Raw genomic sequence first — 19,834 nt, 5'->3', positions numbered from 1 at the left:
ACGCCCCCGCCGAGTACCCGACGCTTGACCGTGGTCAAGGCGTCGCTGCCGTTCCCCGGGGTATGGCGAGCGCCCGGGGCGCTGCTGCCCGAGCGGAGAAAAGCCATGGACCTTCGCGAAGGATTCGAGGAATTGGAAGCCATCGCCGATCTCATGGTCGCGCAGACCCGGCTTGCCGACCGGCTGGAGGCGATCGCGGATGCGCTGCCAAGATCGAGTCCGGAGGAGTGCCGCGTGCTCGCGCGCGAGCTCCCGTCGACCCTCGCCCTCCTGCATTCAGTTGAGGAGCGATGCCTCCTGACACCGCTTGCCGGCCGTCTGCCGCAGGGCTCGCCCTTCAAGGCGACCCTCGAGCGCATGCGCTGCGAGCATCTCGAGGACGTCGACGCCGCAACCGAGTTGGCGGATGCGTTGCTTCGGTTCTCAGAGGCGAAAGGCGGCGTCGGCTCGGACACGCTCGCCTACCAGCTTCGGTCCCTCTTCGTCGCCCTGAGGCGGCACCACGCGCTCGACCTGGAGGTGTTGCTCCCCGAGGCGCGTGCCCGCTTCACGCCGGCCGACCGCGCGCGGCTCGAGGCGGCTCTCCGGCTCGAGGCGTGCGGCCGAGGTCCGAGCGGACGAACAGCTTTCACGGGATAGGCCGGGGACACGACCCGTGCCCGGACATTCGAGCGATGGGGCCGCGTGCAGCTTCCGCCGGACCTTGGACCGGGACGGCGGCTCTGGCACCCCCCGGCTGGGGCGGGATTTCAGTCAGACTCCGTTCCGGTGGGCTGGGTGCTTCCATCCGAGGCGTGGTCGTTCGCCGCTCTTCGATTGACGATCGCATTCCGTGCGATCCTCCCATGCCAACGGGATGGCCAGGAGGTTCCAACTGGCGGGATCAAACGGATTGGGCCGAAGCTTCGTTCGTGACAGGGCCGGCGCCGGGCCTTTCCTCGCCATTTTCCGCTTCCGTTGCGGCGATGGGGATTTCCATGACGCAGCGAACGCCACCGGTGCCGATCTCGTAGAGAGTGCTGGCGCCGAGCATGGATGGGAGGGCCCGCTCAATCAGCTTGCGCCCGTAGCCGCCTCCGTCGGGCGCACGCATCCCGCTGCCCCGACGGTCGCGCTCGTTCCCGCCGCCCTCGGTCCACTCGATGCGAAGGAGGCGCTCCCTCCCGTCGGGATCGGCAACCGACCAACGCACCGACAGGCGCCCGTCCCCGTCCGCGAGTGCACCGTACTTCCTCGCGTTGGTCGCCAATTCATGGACCACGAGAGCAAGGGCCTCGACCGCTCCCCTTCGCAGCGGGACGTACGGCCCGTCGACCTCCACCCGGTCTTCGCCCCGGGCGCTACCCAGCGCCTCGAGCTCGCGCTCCACCAAGTCGCGGACGCTGACGCTCTCGTCGTCGCGCAAGCTCAGCAAGTCCTGAACCCGGGCGAGGCTCGCCAAGCGTTCGGAAAAGCTCGCCAGGAACCCGTCGGCCGCGCCCGACTCCCGGGCGGTCTCGTTCGCGATCGACTGGATCAGGGTGTAAGAGTTGCGTGCGCGGTGTCGAAGTTCCGTTACGAGGATCTCGAGCGTCTCCGCCCGCCTGCCGTCACGCTCAAGGACCGCCCGTCCGTTCATGTGGACGTATGCGATGCGGCCGTCCCCGTCGTGCACGGGCGTGAGCACGGCGTCGAAGGTCGAGGTCCTGCCGCCGCCGTCGACGTCGAGCCCTTGCGCGGGAACGTGCACGCTCTCGCCGGCAAAGGCGCGCTCGTAGAGCGGGCCGACGCTCGCCCAGCCTTCCGGGAAGGTCTCGGGCAGGGGCTTACCCAGGGCACCGGGATGGCGGTTGCCATAGTTGCGGGCGGCCGCGTCGTTGTAGATCAGGATCCGCTCGGGACCGCACACGAGCGCCGACACCACCGGGCAGGCGAGCACCTGCTCCACCATGAGCTTGAGCCGCTCCGGCCAAGCCTCCATCGGACCGAGCGGCGTCGCGGACCAGTCGAGGGAACTCACCAGGGCCGCCATGCCCACAGCCCTCGCCGGGGCGGCATCCAACCCCAGGGCGTCCGCTCGTGACTCTCGGGCACCATGTTCTTGCCGTTCGCTCGCAGGCAACATGTCGTGACCTTGACCCTGTGGCATCCGACTTGCCGATGGACACTCGAACTCATGCACAATTATCCAGTTCGCAAGGAGTCGCAACATACGCCGCGCCATTGCTGTCACGAGCCTGTCTCCGACGGTTTAGGTGGGGGCAGACCTCCATGCACCTGCGTCCTGATCAGGCCGAGCGCGACCTGACGGACGCGACGCGCTCGCGTCCATCAGGTCTGTGCCCCGCGGTTCAAGCTGAGCATCGTCCCGCGAAGATGTGTCTCCGACCATGCGCCAACGTGCCGGTGACGAACGAGCGCACCGCTAGGTGGAGCAACGACGCCAATGTGCGGTCCGCATCGCATCCGACTCCACCAACCTCCAGCACCTCGTTAACCTTCAGGAAGGGACCGAAGTGATTGACCGGGCGATCGAGGACGAGAGAAGGCTGGCCGATCATCGATTGCGGTCACCGGTCGTGCGGTGGAGCGCCCCGCGTTAACCGTGACGCAACCGGATCGGGCCCGTTCGGCCCCATTCCTGCCGGAAGGGTGCCCCGATGTCGACGGCGTGAAAAGGCAAGGGGACGTGGCAGTCGACTTGGGTCACCTCGTTTGCGGTGGCTTGGTTTCGGCAAACCGCAGTCTTGTCGCCGAGGAGGGCTGCTCCGATCGATGGGCGACATGGCACGCGACCACCTGTTCGCGTGAACTCCTCGCCGCGGTTTGGCATGATTATGGTGCCCACATCCTATCGGATGGGCACGGGGCCGGCTCCGCGAGCGGCGCCTTTGCGGAGCCCTGGTTACCGCAAGCGGGTGTATCCCGGACGCGGCTTGTGCCCGCGGTCGCGGCTGGGGCAGCAAGAACAAGGATGAAGCGGCTGATTGACTCGGGATCATGCCGCAACCGTGAGGAGGTAGACCGTTGCCAACCGTTGGAATTCCATCGGCTCCCCGACCGACGCCATCGGTGCCTGCCGGGTAGGATTTTGGTCGAGATCCTCGAAGCGGAGCCATGGATGTCCGACCTTGTTCAGCCCTTTTCGGTCGCGGAAAGTGACGAGGCGCCCGCCTTGCTGCCGGCGCTCATCGCCGTGAGCCGCTCCTGCCGACAGTTGATGCAGATAAAGCTCTCCGCCCTCGGCGTGATGGCGGGCCAGGACCAGCTTCTCGATGCGCTGGGACCGGGAGCGCCCGTTCCGGTCGGGCAACTTGCCGCGAGGCTCAACATCCGGCCGTCGACAGCGTCGAAGATGGTCGACAAGCTGGCGGACCATGGGCTTCTTGTCAGAGTTCGGGATGCTGGGGATGCACGTCGAACATGCGTGGCGCTGACGCCCTCGGGCAAGGAGGCGCTGGCGCGTGTCCGGAACATCTGGGCGGAACTGGAAGGCGATCTCTCCGACGCCTTGGCGAGGGAGGGAAGTCTCGCCGCGACAGGGCAGTCCATCGACAGGCTGGCCGACGTGCTGGCTGCCCGGTTGGCCCCCTTACGCTAGGTCCCTGCAAGCCGGTCAAGCACGCCATTCAGTTACTCAGGCCTGAGTTGTTGCTTCGGAGCGTCGATCGATTGCGGCACGTCCCTTGTCCGTCAGGCGGACCCAAAACAGTTCCTTCCATCCGACGATGACGACGCAGAGGCGTCGATCGATCAATTCCGCGACGGCCTCCATCTCGGAAGGTCCCATTTCGGCAAGTTGCTCGCCAACATCGTCCTCGGCAGGGCCGCAGCGGCCGAGCCGCGCCAGGAGCTGCCTCGCGAGCGGCGATACGTCGGGATGGGCGAGTGACATCTGTTTCCGTCTGTCCGTGGGCATGTGGATACGAAACAGAAAAAGAATGCAGCAAGCGGCGTGCTGGTCGAATTCCATGTGTAACCGTCGCGACGTCGTGATTTTGCGAGGCATCCTTGCGTCATGTGCCCTTGACTCGACTTTGGCCATTCATGCGGCGTGACAGAGGGCGTAGGCCCAGGGGCTTGGCAGTCGGAAGCGGGGTTTCGTACGGGGTTGTCTGCGCGGCGATGTCGCCAAAGTCCTCTCGCGCCAGGTCGCCCAGCGCACGGCGGCGAGGGCGTCGGCGAAGGTCGGGCGCGGCTTGTGATACCATGCGGCCGTGGCGAACGATCGCCGTTGGCGGGCCGGGAGCCGGGCGGCCAGGAGCGTGACGATCGAGAACAGGGCGAGCAGGCAAGGCGTGGTGCGGGCGATCGCGGTGTCCGACCACTGGCGCTGGGTCTCGACGCCCAGATGGGCGCGCGCTTCCTGGAAGGTGACCTCGACGCTCCACCGCCGCACGAACCACGACAGGATCTGGGAGGCGTCGCAGGCGAGGTCGGTACACAGCAAGGACTGCGGCGGGAAGCGGTTCTGAGGATCGCGTACGAGCACCCAGCGGATCGGCACGACGGGCAGGCCGCCGTGCCGCCACACTGCGGTGCCGGAGACGACCTCGATGCTGCACGGGTTTGGCCCATACCAGCCCGGCACGGTGAGCCGATGCCAGAGGGTATCTTCGGCCGCGAGGGTCGCGGCGAGCGTGGGCAGTCGCGCACCCTTGGTGCGCGGACGTCCGATCGTGCCCGGCGGCCGCGGCGGGGCGGGCTCGTAGAGGGCTGCGTCAAGCCGAAGGCGAGTGACGGCCGTGATGCGGCCACGACGCATGGCGTCGAGGAAATTGAGGGCGCAGAAGCCGCCGTCGCCCACCAGCACGAGGTCACGCCCCGGCAGCCAGCGCCGGGCCTGAAGGGCGAGTTGGCGCCCGATGTCGAGAAGCGGCTTGTGCCGACGACCCCGCTCGCGGCAGGCGCGTTCGGACGGCACCAGGGCCGTGAGGAAGGGCAGCGCCCAGATGCGCCCTGCCCAGGGGATCGGCGCGAGCAGCATCAGGCTCATCCAGCGCAGGCCGCTCGCTTTGACGAAATGGCTGTCGGACGAGCGCACCGGATCGCGGTAGATGCCCTTGGCCGCGATGCGCCTGCCGCGACGGCGCTCGATCGTGTCGTCGATCCCGAGCACCACGGGACCGCGCGGCACGAAGGCGGCAATCAGCAGCCCGAGCAAAATGCGCCCGCCGGTGCGAGGGCACCAGGCGGCGCGATTGAGGATGCGGTGGACGTTCACGAACCGCCGATCCTGCGCCCGGCCCATGATGCGCAGGACGCTCGTCACCGTGCGCTGGCCCGGCGTCAGGATCGCGCCGATCATCAGGATTTGCGCATGCCGCCACGAGCGGTGGACGAACAGCGGCTTGAACGCCAGGATGAGGCCGGCGAAGCAGGTGGGCAGATCGGGCATCGGACGTCTCTTGGTCGGGACACTCCAAGCCTATCCGTCATGCCCGCTTCGTCACACTGCTCCGCTCGCCACACCATCGGATTGGCCAAAGTCGAGATTAGGAGCCCACTCGAAGCTCCAGACGGCTGTCGCTTGAAGAGCGACCGCACCCAACCCTGACAACTACATTACGCATGAACGAAGAAGATTGCGAGCAGGATAACAAAGATGATGAGAGCGGCGGAGAAGAGAGCTGCTATGATGTCAGTATCGCTCACTCCGCCCTCCCCCTCACAGTTCGCAGAACTATGCTCGGCAGGGATCACCGCCGCCACCCTCCAGTTAGATTGACCCCAACCTCTTCCGGTCTCGGTTGTTTATGGTGGAGCATCCACCAATAATACGACATGGCTCCGGAGGCACAGCCGCCTCCTACCACCTCGATGACTCGTCCTCCGTCGGCATGCGTCCATGCGGCGTCATTCCATCGACAACGCCCGGCAGCACCTGGGAAAGTTGGGAGAGAAGATCGTCGCGTCCCATTCCGGTCTGCTGCGACAGCGCATGAACAGTGTCCGGCCCGAGCGCCTCACCGAGCTGGTGCGGGGCGATCTGCCGGTTCGGACCAGAGCCAATCCAAGAGTTCGCCACGTCGCCATGGCCGCTCCTCTGGAACATGTCGATGAGCCCGCCGAGCCCTCCCATGCCTCCAGCCCCCATGCCGGCACCGCCCATTCCGCCTGCGCTCGCGCCTCCGGTGATGCCACCGAGCAAGCCGCCGAGACCGCCTCCCATCCCACTGCCTGACCTCGAGGCGAGCAGAGCCATCAGGGCCATGACGAGCGGCGACATGCCTCCGCCGCTCGCGCCGCCGAAGCCTCCACCCAACCCGCCGGTGCTACCCTGCTGGTAGCCCTGCTGCTGGCCCAGCACGTTGCCGATGACCTGATCCAGAAGTCCCATGACTTACCTCCTTTGCGCCCTTCGCACGGCCGGTGGAGCAAGCCCACCGGCCGAGTCGTGGTTCCTGGTTCAGTAGCCGGTGCCGCTTCCACCGCGGCGGCGGGCGAGTTCGTCCTCGCTCACGGTCGTGCCGCCCAAAGTGCGACCGGTACGCTCGTCCTCGATCTCGACTTCAGTCCGGCGCACGCTGTCGCGGATCGTCTCGTCACGGACCTCGACATCCTTGTCGAGGCGCACTTCCTCGACGACGCGCGCTTCCTTGGAGACCACCGCCTCCTCGCCGCGTGCCTCTGCCTCGATCACCTGCTCGCGGAACAAGTGGTCGGCGTCCGTCGCGGCGCGATTGACCGGGTTGCGCTCGACGCGAACCGTCTCGTTGCGCAGCGCGACGCTCTCCTCGACCGGCGTTTCCACGACGTAGGAGCGGATGCGCACCCGCCCATGATCGACCTCGCGCTTGCCAACCCGAACCTGCTCTTCCGCTACGGGGATGTAGTCGGAGCGCGCCTCCACGCCTTCAGGGGCGGCGTAGCCGGTGCTGCTCGCAGACGTTCCTGCCGCGCCATACCCAGTCGAGGTCGAGGTCGAGGTGGTGCCGAGGTCCGTGTAAGCGGTGCCGGCCGTGCCGGTCGCGCTCGTAGCAGTCGTGCTGGTGCTTGCCGTGCCTGCGTCGTAGCCGCTCCAGCCCTCAGAGCGCCACTGCGCTTCCTTCGTGTCGAGATCGGCGGCACCGGCATTCTCAAGGATGTCCGACACCACGTTGAAGTCGGCGTTGTCAGCCCTGACGGTCAGAACCGAGCCACCCCGGCGCAAGCCTTCGGAGTAGGAGTAGCGATCTTCATCGGGCATGAAGACGTCGCCGAGGGAGGCCCAGAACCCCTTGTCCTCGCCCGTTCCTGTCGATCCGCTCGTGCTCGCGGCAGTGCTGCTGGAGTCATGGATGCTGATTTCGCTCGGTGTAATGCCTGCGGCCAGGAGCTGATCGTAGGCATTCTGAGCTTCCGTGCGGCTGTCGAAGTAGGCGGTGATCGTCCGGCTCATGAGGTTTTCTCCTTTTTGGTTTCGTCACCTGCACCCAGCCGCTCGATGACGGCCTCCTGTTTGCGCAAGATGACGGAGGTTTGGACGTGCTCCACCGAGCGCGTCCGGCGGATATGCACCTCTTCCTTCAGGACGAGGCGCTTCTCGACGACGAGGATCTCCTCGACGATGGGGATGATCGTGAGATCACCGTCTTCCCGGATGGAGGGAACTGCATCGATCTCGTGCCCGATCGGCACTCTCGTGACCTCAACGGTCTCGCCGGCCAGATCCTGAGCAACCAGCTCTTCGGCTTCGCGGGTGACGGTGCGGACCCGCACCCGGTCTGTGACGACCTCGCGCTTGCCGAACCTCACCTGTTCCTCGGCGAGGAGAAGCGCGGCTTGTGTGCTTGCATCGTCTGCGAGCCTGACGTTGCCGTCCTTCTTCGTCATGGCGCTGCTCCTTCCGGATCCAGCTCTCAGAGGCTGCCGCCCGTGCCGCGCACATCGCGAGCCTCAACAACCCGTCGGCTGGGGATCAGGCGATCGGCATAGACCGGATGAACGACGCCGGAGCGCCCCCCGAGCCAGCCGGCAACAGCGCCCAGAACAAGGGCGATGAAGGCCAGGATAGCGCCCGTCGAGGCAACCGAGGCGGCCGTATCGGCGGCCTGGGTCGCAGCCTCACGGGCCTGATCCACCGTCTGGCGGTACTGCGCTTCGATCTGCTGAACCTGCTGCTGGGCCTGATCGAGCGGGATGCCCCGAGCTTCCGAGAGGGCCTGGGCGGCCTGTTGGCGAGCCTGTTCGGCGCCCTGCTCGTCGCTCGTAGCCAACGCCCGCAGAGCGTTCACGGCACGCGCTTGCAAGGCTTCAGGATCCGCTCCGGCAGCGCGGACCTGACCCTCGAAAGCATCGAGCGGGTTGGAGTTGGCGAGCGCGGGAGCCGCCGTCTGGGCAACCGTCTGACCAAGACCGCCGATCGCGCTCGTCACGCCGCTGAAGGCGCCGCCGATCAGCGATCCGACGGTGCTGGTGAGGAAGTAAAGAACGAGAAGGGTCGTGACCGCCCAGGTGGTGAGGCCGTGCAGGGCGCCCGTGGTGGCGACCGTCTTGCCCGACAAGCGCGCGGCGATGTAGCCGCCGATGAACGAGGCGATGATGCCGGACAACACGTACCAGATGCCGGCGGTGATCGAGAAGGTCGAGGCAGCCGGGTTGTCGCCGGTGGCCGGATCCAGCGTCGCGATCCCGATGCCGACGCCGAGCATCGTCAGCAGCACCTGCACGACGAGGGCGACGGCGACGCCGGAGAAGATGGCGCCCCAAGACACTTTGTTGATGAGGATCGTGTGCGCGTCTTCCGCGGCCGTGGCTGCGTGCCCGGGGCGGTTGAAGGAGCCGTCATCGTGGATGTGGGGCCTGTTCAAGTCGGTCATGCGGTGCAACCTCGCCTAGCTTTCGGAACGGGCTCGGGGCACACGTTCTCGCTGATCGGGACGGTTTAGGAATGCGCATCGAGTTGGCGGAAAAGAACCAAACGCCTAGCTGATTTCGATATGAATTTGGTCGTACGACTTCATCACTGGGCAGCTGAGCCAGCGACACCCCGCTCGCGCGCCCAGACCATTGCGGCTCCCCTGCGCTTGACCCCAATCTTCCGGAACACGGACGAGAGATGGTTGCGTACCGTATGTCGCGACAGGCGCAGCCGTTCCGCTATCTCCGCGTCGCTGAGTCCCTCGCAAACCAGCTTGAGGACCCCGAGTTCCTTCTCGGTGAGGCATTCGGTTCCGGCTGCAGAGGGGGCATGCTGGGTGGCCGAGCGCAAGGCAGCCAGCTTCTCGACGATGGTGCGGCTGAACCAGGACGTCTCCGACATCACCGTCTCAATGGCCGTCATGAGCTCGGCCTCCGAGCGCTTCCTCTCCGTGATGTCCTGCATGACGCAGAGCACGCACTTGCGGCCATCGAGGTCGATCGTCTCGGCGCTCAGCAGGCAGTCCACCGGCGAGCCGTCACGCACCCGGATTCGTATGTCCGCACCGGATATGGATCCTTCCCCTTCCAGCAGCGCGCCGAGCTTCCTTTGTTCCAGGGGATCGGCCCAGAGGCGCAGGTCGAGTGGCGTCCGGCCGACTATCTGCTCCTTGGCGTATCCTGTCAGCCGGACGAGCGCCGTGTTGGCCTCGATGAACCGGAAGTCGGCCGCGTCCCAGATCCACGAGGCGACGGGCGAGAGCCCGAACGCCTTGGCGAAGCGCTCCTCGCTGGCTTCCAGGGCCCTCTCGGCCCGACGTCGCGGCTCGAGGTCGGCGAAGGTGAAGAGCATGCAGCGCTCGTCGGATATCTCGATGGGCTGACCTGCGACGATGACCCGCTTGCCGGCACCGTTCGCGACGCGGAGGTCCGCCTCGGTCTGCGGGACGGTCCGACCCTCGTGCAGGTTCCGGACGGCGGCGTCCCGGTCCGCGCTGCCCGCGAACACGTCAAGCTCGACCGCGGAGCGCCCGACGACATCGTCGCGGGAGAAGCCCGTCATCTCCAGGAAGCCGCGGTTCACCCTGACGTAACGCAGGTCCGACAGCCGGCAGATGAGGGCCGGTGCGGGATTGGCGTTGAAGGCGCTCTCGAAGCGGTCCTCGGCCTCGAAGCGCCCCGTCTCGTCGTCGATGACGAGCACCATGTACTCCGGATCCCCGGCCTCGTCGTAGATGACGAAGCAGCGGATCGTGTGGGTCCATGGATTGTCGGGTTGGTGAACCGGGGAGACCTCGATGGTGACGGCGCGGGGCGTCTCGCCCTTCATCGCCCTCTCGATCGGGAAGTCCTCGCGATGTACGGGCTGCTTGTTGCGGTAGGTGAGCTGGAAACGCTTCCTGTATTCCTCGATGGTGGAGCCCAGTTCGTCGAGGTGCTTGACCCCGTGCAGCGCGAGCGCCCGCTCGTTTGCCCAGAGAATGACCCTGTCGAAGCCGACCAGAACGACGCCATCGTCGAGACCGGTGATCAGTTGCTGGAGCTGACGGTGGCGCAGTTCCGGAATCGGAGAACTCTCTTGCATCGACGGCACCTCGACTTCAGCAAGGCGGCATGTCCCCCTTTGCCCTTGCTGCCTCAAAACCCGCAGCAGGCCGTCCGTTCCCCGGACGTGCGCGTTGAAGGCGCGTCCCCTTGCGGTCGAGCGCCCTGGGCGCCCGTGCTCGGGCGTGCCGCCGGGGAGGGCGGCCGCGCCGTCGGGTTGCGGTTCGCAGCTTCGCCGCCGATCGCGGCGCTCACCATGTCGGGTCCGCGCTGTGGGCCTAACCCCGATCGGTGAGTTATCCCGATGGCTTCCGCCACGGCCTGGATTCACGCCGGCGGACCGAGGGCGCCTTGTTCCGGTCGCATCGGCGGGCTCGGCGCCGGCGTCCGCCGAGAGGGCGGTCTGGGGTTCGGGGCATATGCATACCTGCCGGCCGGCCGCTTGGATCACGCCCGCAGAGGCGTCCTCACCCAAGGCGCCTGGCCGCGGCGCCAACCCTGTCCAGGAGCCAGGCGAGGGGCTCCGGCCGGTGCAGGTAAAGCCTCTGTCCGAAGCCGATCCCGCGTGCGCGCAGGAGCTCGACCCCTTCCGCATCCGGTACGCGCTCCGCCACGACCTCGACGCCGAGCTCGCGCGCGATCGTGCCGACCGCCGCGCAGATCGCCTGGTCGAGCCCGTTCCTCGCGACGTCCTGAACGAAGGCGCCGTCGATCTTGATGCCGTCCACCGGAAAGCGGCGCAGATAGCCGAAGGAGGACAGGCCGGCGCCGAAGTCGTCCAGGCTGACCCGGCAGCCCGCCCGGCGCGCATCGCGCACGAAGCGCTCGGCGGCGGCGAAGTTGTTGACCGCCGCCGTTTCGGTGATCTCGAAGCAGAGCCGTTCGGCCGGCTGGCCGGTTTCGCCCAGCTGCGCCTCCACGAAGGACCAGAGCTCCGGGTCGCTCAGCGACATGGCAGACAGGTTGATCGAGAGCACCGGCGCCTCGGACGCCGGCCGGAGGCCGGCGAGGATATCGAGCGACTGGCGGATGACGCGGCGGTCGAGGACGCCCATGAGGTCGAAGCGCTCGGCGGCCGGGATGAAGGTTCCCGGCATGATCAGCGATCCGTCGACCCCGGCGAGCCGCGCCAGGACCTCGATGCGGCGCGAGCGCCGCGCGGGATCGGACAGGTCGCGGATCTCCTGCCCGAAGAGCCGGAGCCGGTTCTCCTTGAGGGCCTGCAGAAGCTCGGAGGCGGCCCGCACCTCGGCGAAGCCGCCGGCGGCCGCGCCGCCTGCCGGATCGTGGAGCGAGACCTTGTTGCGGCCGCGCGACTTCGAGGCGTAGCAGGCCGCGTCGGCCAGGGAGAGCGCGGTCAGCGGGTCGGGGCCGGCGTCCGCGAGCAGGACGATGCCGACGCTCGCGCCCACGCCGTGGACCCGGCCGCCCCAGGACAGCTGCTGCGAGCCGACGGCCTTCACGACGTCGCCGCCGGCGCGATAGGCCGCATCGGGCCCGGACGCCTCCATCAGAACGGCGAACTCGTCGCCGCCCAGCCGCGCGATCTTCGCGCCGGCCGGCAGCACGGCCGCCATGGCCTTGGCCACGAGCTTCAGGAGGGCGTCGCCGGCGGCATGGCCGGCCGTGTCGTTGACCATCTTGAAGCGGTCGAGGTCGACGTAAAGGAGGGCGAGGCCCGCGCGCTTCGCCGGATCCTCGACCGCGCGGGCGAGAGCCTTGTCGAAGGAGGAGCGGTTGAGAAGGTCGGTGAGCCCGTCATGGCGTGCCAGGTGGGCCAGCTCGCGCTGGCGCGCCTGCTCGCGCGTGACGTCCTGGACGATCAGAACCGTTCCCACCACCGCGCCGGCCGCGTCGTAGAGCGGCGAGGCCGTGTCGCGCATGACGCGCCGCTCGCCGTCGCGGCGCTCGAAGAGGGCCGGCTCATCCCGCTCCGTCGTGCGCCGCTCGGCGCAGGCGAGGGGGGCCGACGGGGGCAGCAGGACGCCCGTCCGCTCCTGCCGCAGCGGCAGGACGTCCGCCGTCCTGCGGCCGAGGAGGTCGGCCTGCTCGGCCAGGAGCAGCCGCTCGGCCGCCGGATTGGCGAAGGTGATCGCGTCCTCGGCATCGGTGGCGATCACCGCGTCGCCGATCGAGCGCAGGATGACGCGCAGCCGCTCCTTCTCCGCCGCGAGCTTGTCCGACACCTCGACCTGCTCGGACACGTCCCAGATGCTGCCGACGACGAGCGGCGGCTGGTGGGGCGGGTGCACGAGCCGCGACAGGGCGAAGATGTGCCGCACCGCCCCGTCCGGCCGCAGGATGCGGTAGGTCATGCGCACCGGCGTGCCCTCGGCGAGAAGGGCGCTCGCCGCCGCTTCGGCGGCGGCGGCGTCGTCCGGGTGCAGGCGGGCGTGCCAGGTGCCTTGCGGAACCTCCTCAGGTCCCGGCCCGAGCCCGTAGATCTCGCGCATCCGGGCGTCCCACGAGGTCCGGCCGGTCTCGGTCTCGTAGCTCCAAAGGCCGATGCCGCTGGCGTCGAGGGCGAGCTCGATGCGCTGGTTGAGGAGCGCCAGCCGGGCGGCGGCTTCCTTCTGCGCCGTGATGTCGGTCTGGACGCCAATCATGCGCGTCGGCCGCCCCGCCGCGTTGCGCTCGACGACCTTGCCGCGGTCGAGGACCCAGATCCACCGCCCGCTCCGGTGGCGAAGGCGGAACTCGCATTCGACGCTTTCCGCCTCGCCTTCGAGATGGCTGTCGCCGCTGGCGAGCGCCCGCTCCCGGTCGTCGGGATGGATGAAGTCGAGCCAAAGGTCCGGATGGTCGCGCAGCTCGTCGTCGCCGTAGCCGAGCATGCGCTTCCAGCTCGGCGAGTAGTAGCAGGCGTTGTTGACGAGGTCGGCGTCCCACACCCCCAACTCGGCGCAGTCGAGCGCGACCGCGAAGCGTGTTTGGCCATGGGAGGTGCGGTCAGCGTGGCTGATCATTCTTGCCGCCTCCGCCGGACGCCGGGCTCATCGAAGGTCCGTACGTCACGCACGGGACGGCATCGAGCCTCCTCCGTGTTTGTCTTCGTGACAACCGATGCCTTCTGTGACTTCGGCACGACTGTAGGGTCAGATCGATAAGGATCGATGAAGCGGCGGCAGCGCATCAGCCGAGCACGTCCATGACGGCAACGAACAGCATCGGCACGGCGCGACGCGCGAACCTTGAGACAAGGCGGAGACGTCTCACGCGTGCGGTCCCGGCTGCCGGCGGCCTCCTCCTCCCGGGCGGCGCGGTGATCGTACCATCCCGACCTTTGGGGAAACGCCCGCCGCCCGCATCGGTTGTATCGACGGCAGGGTGGACGACCGGAGCGGCGGCTGTAGCGGGGACCAGGACCATCGGTATGGCCGCGCAACGCATGAGCTGCCGTGAGCCATCCATCGCGATGCGCGTGCCTCGCGCCACCCGGACGAACAAGGCCCCGGCAGGACCGGCACTCGGCACGTCCGGTGGCGGCAAGCGGGACGGGCGGTTGAGGCGCGACGGCGTTCGGGTGAGTGAAAGACCTCGGCGGAGCCGGCGCGTAAACCAAGAGACAAAGTTTTTTGCGACCAATGGCGGTTTCGCCTTTTGCGCCATTCGCAAGCTGATTAGTATAGTGAAGTTTCGGTTAGCCAGTAAATTGTAGAGATTGTCGAGTGGACGGCATTCTGTCCGCAAGCGGCCTGGGCTTTGTTTTGAGTGGTGTGGCGCGTTTCTGTTGGCCGTCCCTCGAGCGAGGGCTCGAAGCCGAGAACGTGGCGTTGAAGGCCGGCGAGTTGCGGACCCTGGTCCAGATCGCGGGGATTCCGCGCCTCACCATGCGCGGGTTGGCCGGCCGGATGGGCGTACAGCCGATGACCGCATCGGACTTCGTCACGCAGTTGGAGGCGCGTGGCCCCGTGGAGCGCACGATCGATCCGGAGGACCGTCGGGCGCGTCGCCTGGAGGTGACCGCCGCCTCGGACCGCGTCTTCCGGAGGATCGCGCCGGTCGCGCTGCGAGTGCACCAACTCTCCGTACGGCGCCTCGACGAGGCGGAAAGGAACGAGCTGACGCGGATGCTTCTGATGGTGCGCGCCGGCTTCATGGATCCTCAGGACGAGGACCGAAACCCTCGGTCGAACCGCTGAGCCGTCGGGGCGGCGCGTCGGCTCCCTTTCGCCGGTCTCAAGCCTCGCCGGCGTTCTCGGCGGTGAGCCTGTCCAGCGGCGCGACGATCCGGCAGGAAACCCCTTCGGGCGCATACGAGATCTCGACAGGCCGGCCCGTGGAACCCGCGAGCCCGATCTCGATCAGCCGCGTGCCGAAACCCTTGCGTTCCGGCGGGGTCACCGGCGGCCCGCCGCGCTCCGACCACTCGAACACGAACAGCGGTGGGGCCGCGCCGTGCGCGTCGACCCTCCAGCTGATCGACACCGATCCCCCGGGAGCGGACAGGGCACCGTACTTGCCCGCGTTCGTCGCCAGCTCGTGGCAGGTGAGCGAGAGGGCCAGCGCCGCCGTCGGCCCGATCGTCACCTCCGGCCCGGACAACGTGATCCGACCCTCGCCGTCCAGGACGGAGACGGCGCCGCGCACGATCTCCTCGACCGAACCGGCATCCCGAGATCCGCGGAGCAGGAGGTCGTGGGCGTTCGCCAGGGCCTGGATGCGCGCCGTCAGCGCGGTCCGGGCGCTTGCCATGTCCGGCGCCGAGCGCAGCGTCTGCGTCGCGATTGACTGAACGGTCGCGAGCGTGTTCTTCAGGCGGTGCGAGAGCTCGCGGTTGAGGAGCTGGCGCTGGCTCTCGGCGGCCACCCGGTCCGTGACGTCGCAGAACAGGATCCCGACCTGGTTGGGCGCGGGATCGTCGAGCCGAAAGGCGTAGACCTCGAACCAGCGGCCATCCATCGGCTCGGCCCGGTGGCGGAAGCGGACGGCCTCGCCCGTCGCCGCCACCCGCCCGTAGGTTTCGTACCAGAACTCCTCGAGGTCCGGCACCATCTCCCGTGCCGTCCGACCCTCGGCTCCGGCGAGCCCGGTATGCCGCTCGAAGGCCGCGTTGTGCTCGACGAAGCGGTAGTCCACCGCCCGCCCGCCGTCGAAGATCATCTCGACGACGCAGAAGCCCTCGTCGATGGAGTTGAACAGCGTGCGATAGCGCCGCTCGGCAGCAGCAAGCCGAGCCTCCGCCTCGACGCGCCCGGTTACGTCGGCACCCTCGACGAAGATGCCCGTCACGTCGCCGGCGGAGCTGCGAATCGGCTGGTACACGAAGTCGAGGTGCCGCTCCTCGACATGTCCGTCCGCACCCGTCCGCAGTTCGACCGGCTGGCCGAGCGCCTGATGCGCGGTGCCGCTGCGATAGACCTCATCGAGGATGTCCACGAAGCCTTGGCCCACCACCTCGGGAAGCGCCTCGGCGACGGTCTTCCCGACGACGTCGCGGCCACCGACAAGCTTGGTATAGCCGGGGTTCACCTTCTCGAAGCGGTGCCCGGGGCCGCCCAGGAGCGCCATGAAGGTCGGCGCCTGCTCGAACATGGCTGCCAGGAGTTCGCGCTCGTCCTCGAGTTCCCGGCGGGCCAGCACCTGGTCGGTGATGTCGCGGGACACGCCGACGAAGCGGATCGGTCGCCCGTCGACGTCGCGCTCGAACTCGCCCTTGCGCGCGATCCAGCGCAGCTCGCCCGTCCGCGGATTGCGAACGCGGTACTCCACGTCCGTCGGAGCCAGGGCCGAGCGGCGGGTCGAGCCATGCGAGACGAGGCCCTGATCCTCGGCCAGGACGAGGCGCTCGAAGTCAGCGGCCGGGCGGCGCTCCCGGTGCTCCAGTCCGTAGAGGCGCGAGAACTCGGGCGACGCGGTGATCACGTCGTCGACGACGTCGATGGTGAAGACGCCGACGCCAGCCGCTTCCTGGGCTTGGCGAAGACGAGCCTCCGCAAGGCGCAGGCGCTCGCCGGCCAAGTGCTCTGAGGTGCGATCGCGCAGGATCTTCACGAAGCCGACCGGCACGGACGCGTCGTCCTTGAGGGGCATGATCTCGCCGGACGCCCAGAACCGCGAGCCGTCCTTCCTGAGGTGCCAGCGCTCGTCCGCCGCCCGTCCCTCCCGAAGGGCCTTGTCCATCTCGATCAGGGGAACGCCGGCAGCCACATCCTCCGGCGTGAAGATGAGATCCACGGCTTGGCCGAGCACCTCCTCCGCGTTCCACCCGAGGATCGCCTCGGCGCCCGGGCTCCATTCGGAGATGTTCCCTTCGAGATCCGTCACGACGAAAGCGAAGGTCGTGGCGCTCTCCACGATCATGCGATAACGCGCATCACCGACACTCTTCAGCCGCACAGATTGTCCCCGCCGCCTCGATCAGACAAGGCCAGCCAAAGGCCAAAAATCATTTGGATGCAAGCGCTTCAGGTCGTGCACGGCTAACTCTTCCGCACCGTGGCAACTTGGGGCGCCCGGAGGCTCTCCGCCTCCATGATGGGCTTGCCGATCATGCCGAGCGACTCCCACGCAACAATCAGTGCGCGGAGCCCGTCGTGCGCGGATCCGCTCGGCCGCGGATGTCCCGGAACTTGGTCCGGCCGGCCGGCAGCATGCATCATTCGAAGGAGACGACCGCCAGGCAGATCGCCAGCAGCGACATCAGCCAGGCCACCGACGCCCAGCGCTCCGTCCCCCGCCGCGCGGGAACGCGATCGGGTCCGCCTCGCAGGCGCCGTCCCGACAAGCGTTGGGCGGCGTGGGCCAGGGTGAAGAGCGCGACGAAGGCCAGCTTGGCGTAGAACCAGGCGCTGACCGCAGGCTCGGGAGCGTGCGCGCGGCTCCACAACAGCGCGGCGCCGCTGATCCAGACGAACCCCACCGCGAACGTCGTGAGTTCGGCGAGCGTCCGCCGCGCGAGGGCAAGTCCCGCCTCGTCCTCCCGTCCGACGCTGGCGCGAAGGACGACGTAGGAGGAAAGGGTCGAGCCGGAAGCCATCGCCATCATGATGAGGTGGGCGATCTTGAGCAGCTCAAACATGGCGCCCGTCGCCTTCCCTTGTCACCGCCTCCGGCTCATCGTCGAGGAGGATCCGCGCGCCCGCTCCCTCCAGGTCCTCGTACTGGCCGGACCGGAGCGTCCAGAGGAACGCGGCAAGGCCCGCAAGGCCGAATCCGAGCGCCACGGGGATGAGGTAGAGGAGGGCGTTCACGGCCGGTCTCCGCGCGACGTCGGCCCCGTTCCGTCCGCAGGGCGGAGCGCGCGCCAGGACAGGGCGAGGGAGTTCGCCACCACCAGGATCGACGAGGCCGACATGGAGACGGCGGCGATGAGCGGCGTCGCCAGGCCGAGGACGGCGATCGGCACCGCGACGACGTTGTAGCCGATGGCGAGAACGAAGTTCTGGAGGATCTTGCGGCGGGTGGCCCGCGCCGCGGCGATCGCCTCGAGGACCGGGCCCAGCCGCTCGCCCGTGAAGACGAGGTCGGCGGCGGCCTGGGCGATGTCGGCGGCGCCCGCCGGCGACATCGAGACGTGCGCGGCGGCGAGCGCCGGCGCGTCGTTGATGCCGTCGCCGACCATCAGGACGCGGCGTCCCGCGAGCGTGAGGTCGCGCAGCGCCTCGACCTTGGCGCCGGGCAGGCATTCGGCCGTGGCGGAGCCGATCCGGACCTCCTCCGCGACGGCGGCGACGGCCGGAAGGGCGTCGCCCGAGAGGAGATGGGCGTCAAGGCCGAGCGCGCGCAGGCCCCGGACAGTCTCGGCGGCGTCCGGCCGCAGCTCGTCGGCGAAGCCGAAGCGGTGAGCCGGACCCTCGCCGATCCTCAGCCAGACCTGCGTGCCCGCCGAGCGGCCGGCTGCCTCGCCGCTCACCCATTCCGGGCGGCCGAGGCGCACGGGAACGCCCGCCAAGCTCGCCGAAACGCCATGGCCCGCAAGTTCCGCGCGATCGTCGAGGGGGATGGGGACGATGCCCCGGCTCCGCGCCGCCTCGGCGATGGCGAGCGAGAGCGGATGGCGGCTCGCTCCGGCAAGGCCTGCCGCTACCTGCCAAACCGTCTCGTCCGCCGTGTCCGGCGCCTGCGCCAGTCGCGGGCGCCCGCGCGTCAGCGTGCCCGTCTTGTCGAAGACCACCGTGTCGACCTCGCTCAGCTTCTCCAGGCCCGCCCCGTCCTTCAGGATGATGCCGCGCGACAGGAGGCGCCCGGCGGCCGTCACCTGGACGGCGGGCACGGCGAGGCCGAGCGCGCAGGGGCAGGTGATGATGAGGACGGCCACCGCCGCCGTCACCGCGGCGTGGATGCCGGAGCCCAGCGCGAGCCAGCCGAGGAGGGTGATGAGCGCGGCGGCGTGGACGACGGGCGCGTAGAGCCGGGCGGCGCGGTCCGCCAAGCGAACGAAGCGCCCGTTCGGCCGCTCCACGGCCTCCATGAGGCGCACGACGCCGGCGAGCAGCGTTTCGCCGGACGGCGCGTCGACGCGGACCTCCAGAAGGCCCGTCAGGTTCATCGAGCCGGCATGGACGGAACCGCCGGCCGCAACCGCCTCGGGCAGGGACTCGCCCGTGAGGAGGGAGCGGTCGACGTCGCTCGATCCCGCCAGCACCGTGCCGTCGACCGGCACGCGCTCGCCGGGCAGTATGCGGACCCGGTCCCCGACCCGCAGCGAGGCGGTCGGGAGGCGCTGCATGCGCCCGTCGGCGAGGAGGAGGGCGGCGTTGTCGGGTGCGAGCGACAGGAGCCGCGCCGCGCTCGACCTGGCGACGCCGCGCATCCGCTCGTCGAGCACCCGCCCGACGAGCAGGAAGAAGAGCAGCGAGACGGAGCCGTCGAACCAGGCGTGCGGGCCGGAGGTGACGGTCTCGTAGAGGCTGAGCAGCGTCGCCACCACGACGCCGATCGCGATCGGCACGTCCATGTTGGTCGTGAAGTGCCGGAGCGCCCGGCCGGCCGAACGGAAGAAGGGGCGGCCGGCATAGATGACCGCCGGGACGGCGATGGCCGCGGAAAGCCAGTGGAAGAGGTCGCGCGTCGCGCCGTCCGCACCGGACCAGACCGAGACCGAGAGCAGCATGACGTTGGCCGAGGCGAAGCCCGCGACGGCCATGCAGCGGATCAGCTCCTTCTCCGCGCCCGAGTTCTGCGCGGCGAGCGCGGCGGGGTCGAAGGGCCGGGCGGTGCGGCCGGCCGCCTCCAGCGCGTCGAGCACGGCCTCCGGGGCGCCGGCGGGGTCGATCGCGACGCTGAGCCGCTTGGTCGTGAGGTTCGCGCGCGCGTGGGAGACGCCGGGCACGCTCGCCGCCGCCCGCTCGACGCGGGCGAGGCAGCCGGCGCAGTGCATGTCCTCGACCATGAACTCGACGTGGCGGGTTCCGTCCGGCGCGAGGCGCAGGAAGGCGGGGTCGAGCGGCTCCCGGCGCGGGGGCGCCGGGCTCGGAACGGGCGAGGGGAGCGGCGCGGCCGCGTCGACGAGTGCGGACATCGGGGC

At 68.8% G+C, this 19,834-nt stretch carries 16 protein-coding genes; 3 read left to right on the top strand and 13 right to left on the bottom strand.

Annotation, left to right across the window (positions count from 1 at the left end):
- Positions 1-30 precede the first annotated feature (30 nt).
- Entirely contained in the window at positions 31-639 is a 609-nt protein-coding gene (locus tag FZN60_RS18495) for a hemerythrin domain-containing protein (RefSeq protein ID WP_246726970.1), read from the top strand.
- Positions 640-883: 244 nt separating this feature from the next.
- Here FZN60_RS18495 and FZN60_RS18490 read toward each other — a convergent pair whose 3' ends face one another.
- The gene (locus FZN60_RS18490; RefSeq protein WP_158874985.1) at positions 884-2,011 is read right to left on the bottom strand and encodes a sensor histidine kinase; all 1,128 of its coding nucleotides are present in this window, start codon (positions 2,009-2,011) and stop codon (positions 884-886) included.
- Between the two features lie 1,089 nt (positions 2,012-3,100).
- Between FZN60_RS18490 and FZN60_RS18485 the strand changes: the two genes are divergently transcribed.
- A complete protein-coding gene (locus tag FZN60_RS18485; protein ID WP_158874984.1) occupies positions 3,101-3,580 on the top strand; it encodes a MarR family winged helix-turn-helix transcriptional regulator in 480 nt (159 codons plus the stop codon).
- A 36-nt stretch (positions 3,581-3,616) separates the two neighbouring features.
- Here the strand turns inward: FZN60_RS18485 and FZN60_RS18480 are convergent, their stop codons facing one another.
- The 8 genes from FZN60_RS18480 to FZN60_RS18445 form a co-directional block, all read right to left on the bottom strand.
- Positions 3,617-3,952 carry a hypothetical protein gene (locus FZN60_RS18480; RefSeq protein WP_158874983.1) on the bottom strand — a complete coding sequence of 112 codons (336 nt, stop codon included), beginning with the start codon at positions 3,950-3,952 and terminating at the stop codon, positions 3,617-3,619.
- Between the two features lie 72 nt (positions 3,953-4,024).
- Positions 4,025-5,377, bottom strand: a complete 1,353-nt coding sequence (locus FZN60_RS18475; protein WP_158874982.1) for an IS701 family transposase — start codon at positions 5,375-5,377, stop codon at positions 4,025-4,027.
- 411 nt (positions 5,378-5,788) lie between these two features.
- Entirely contained in the window at positions 5,789-6,319 is a 531-nt protein-coding gene (locus tag FZN60_RS18470) for a YidB family protein (protein WP_158874981.1), read from the bottom strand.
- Between the two features lie 69 nt (positions 6,320-6,388).
- Positions 6,389-7,360, bottom strand: coding sequence for a YsnF/AvaK domain-containing protein (locus FZN60_RS18465; protein ID WP_158874980.1), 972 nt, complete (start codon positions 7,358-7,360; stop codon positions 6,389-6,391).
- Complete coding sequence (locus FZN60_RS18460) at positions 7,357-7,794, bottom strand: YsnF/AvaK domain-containing protein (RefSeq protein WP_158874979.1); 438 nt, start codon at positions 7,792-7,794, stop codon at positions 7,357-7,359. The genes FZN60_RS18465 and FZN60_RS18460 overlap by 4 nt, the downstream gene beginning before the upstream one ends.
- Positions 7,795-7,820: 26 nt before the next feature.
- Entirely contained in the window at positions 7,821-8,630 is an 810-nt protein-coding gene (locus FZN60_RS18455) for a PhnA-like protein (protein ID WP_246726955.1), read from the bottom strand.
- 293 nt (positions 8,631-8,923) lie between these two features.
- Entirely contained in the window at positions 8,924-10,816 is a 1,893-nt protein-coding gene (locus FZN60_RS18450) for a helix-turn-helix transcriptional regulator (protein WP_246726953.1), read from the bottom strand.
- A gap of 16 nt (positions 10,817-10,832) precedes the next feature.
- On the bottom strand, positions 10,833-13,331 hold the full coding sequence (locus tag FZN60_RS18445) for an EAL domain-containing protein (protein WP_158874978.1): 2,499 nt from the start codon (positions 13,329-13,331) through the stop codon (positions 10,833-10,835).
- A gap of 702 nt (positions 13,332-14,033) precedes the next feature.
- Between FZN60_RS18445 and FZN60_RS18440 the strand changes: the two genes are divergently transcribed.
- Positions 14,034-14,507: a MarR family winged helix-turn-helix transcriptional regulator gene (locus FZN60_RS18440; RefSeq protein WP_158874977.1), complete on the top strand. Its 474-nt coding sequence runs from the start codon at positions 14,034-14,036 to the stop codon at positions 14,505-14,507.
- Between the two features lie 37 nt (positions 14,508-14,544).
- Here FZN60_RS18440 and FZN60_RS18435 read toward each other — a convergent pair whose 3' ends face one another.
- The 4 genes from FZN60_RS18435 to FZN60_RS18420 form a co-directional block, all read right to left on the bottom strand.
- Complete coding sequence (locus FZN60_RS18435; protein ID WP_158874976.1) at positions 14,545-16,668, bottom strand: PAS domain-containing sensor histidine kinase; 2,124 nt, start codon at positions 16,666-16,668, stop codon at positions 14,545-14,547.
- A gap of 295 nt (positions 16,669-16,963) precedes the next feature.
- Positions 16,964-17,386 carry a hypothetical protein gene (locus tag FZN60_RS18430; RefSeq protein WP_158874975.1) on the bottom strand — a complete coding sequence of 141 codons (423 nt, stop codon included), beginning with the start codon at positions 17,384-17,386 and terminating at the stop codon, positions 16,964-16,966.
- Entirely contained in the window at positions 17,379-17,558 is a 180-nt protein-coding gene (ccoS, locus tag FZN60_RS18425; protein WP_158874974.1) for a cbb3-type cytochrome oxidase assembly protein CcoS, read from the bottom strand. Before ccoS ends, FZN60_RS18430 begins: the two co-directional genes overlap by 8 nt.
- Positions 17,555-19,828, bottom strand: coding sequence for a heavy metal translocating P-type ATPase (locus tag FZN60_RS18420; protein ID WP_158874973.1), 2,274 nt, complete (start codon positions 19,826-19,828; stop codon positions 17,555-17,557). The genes ccoS and FZN60_RS18420 overlap by 4 nt, the downstream gene beginning before the upstream one ends.
- Positions 19,829-19,834: the final 6 nt, after the last annotated feature.

It is taken from the genome of Antarcticirhabdus aurantiaca (assembly GCF_009765365.1).
GTDB lineage: Bacteria > Pseudomonadota > Alphaproteobacteria > Rhizobiales > Rhizobiaceae > Antarcticirhabdus > Antarcticirhabdus aurantiaca.
This window is presented reverse-complemented; position numbering and strand designations above follow the sequence as displayed.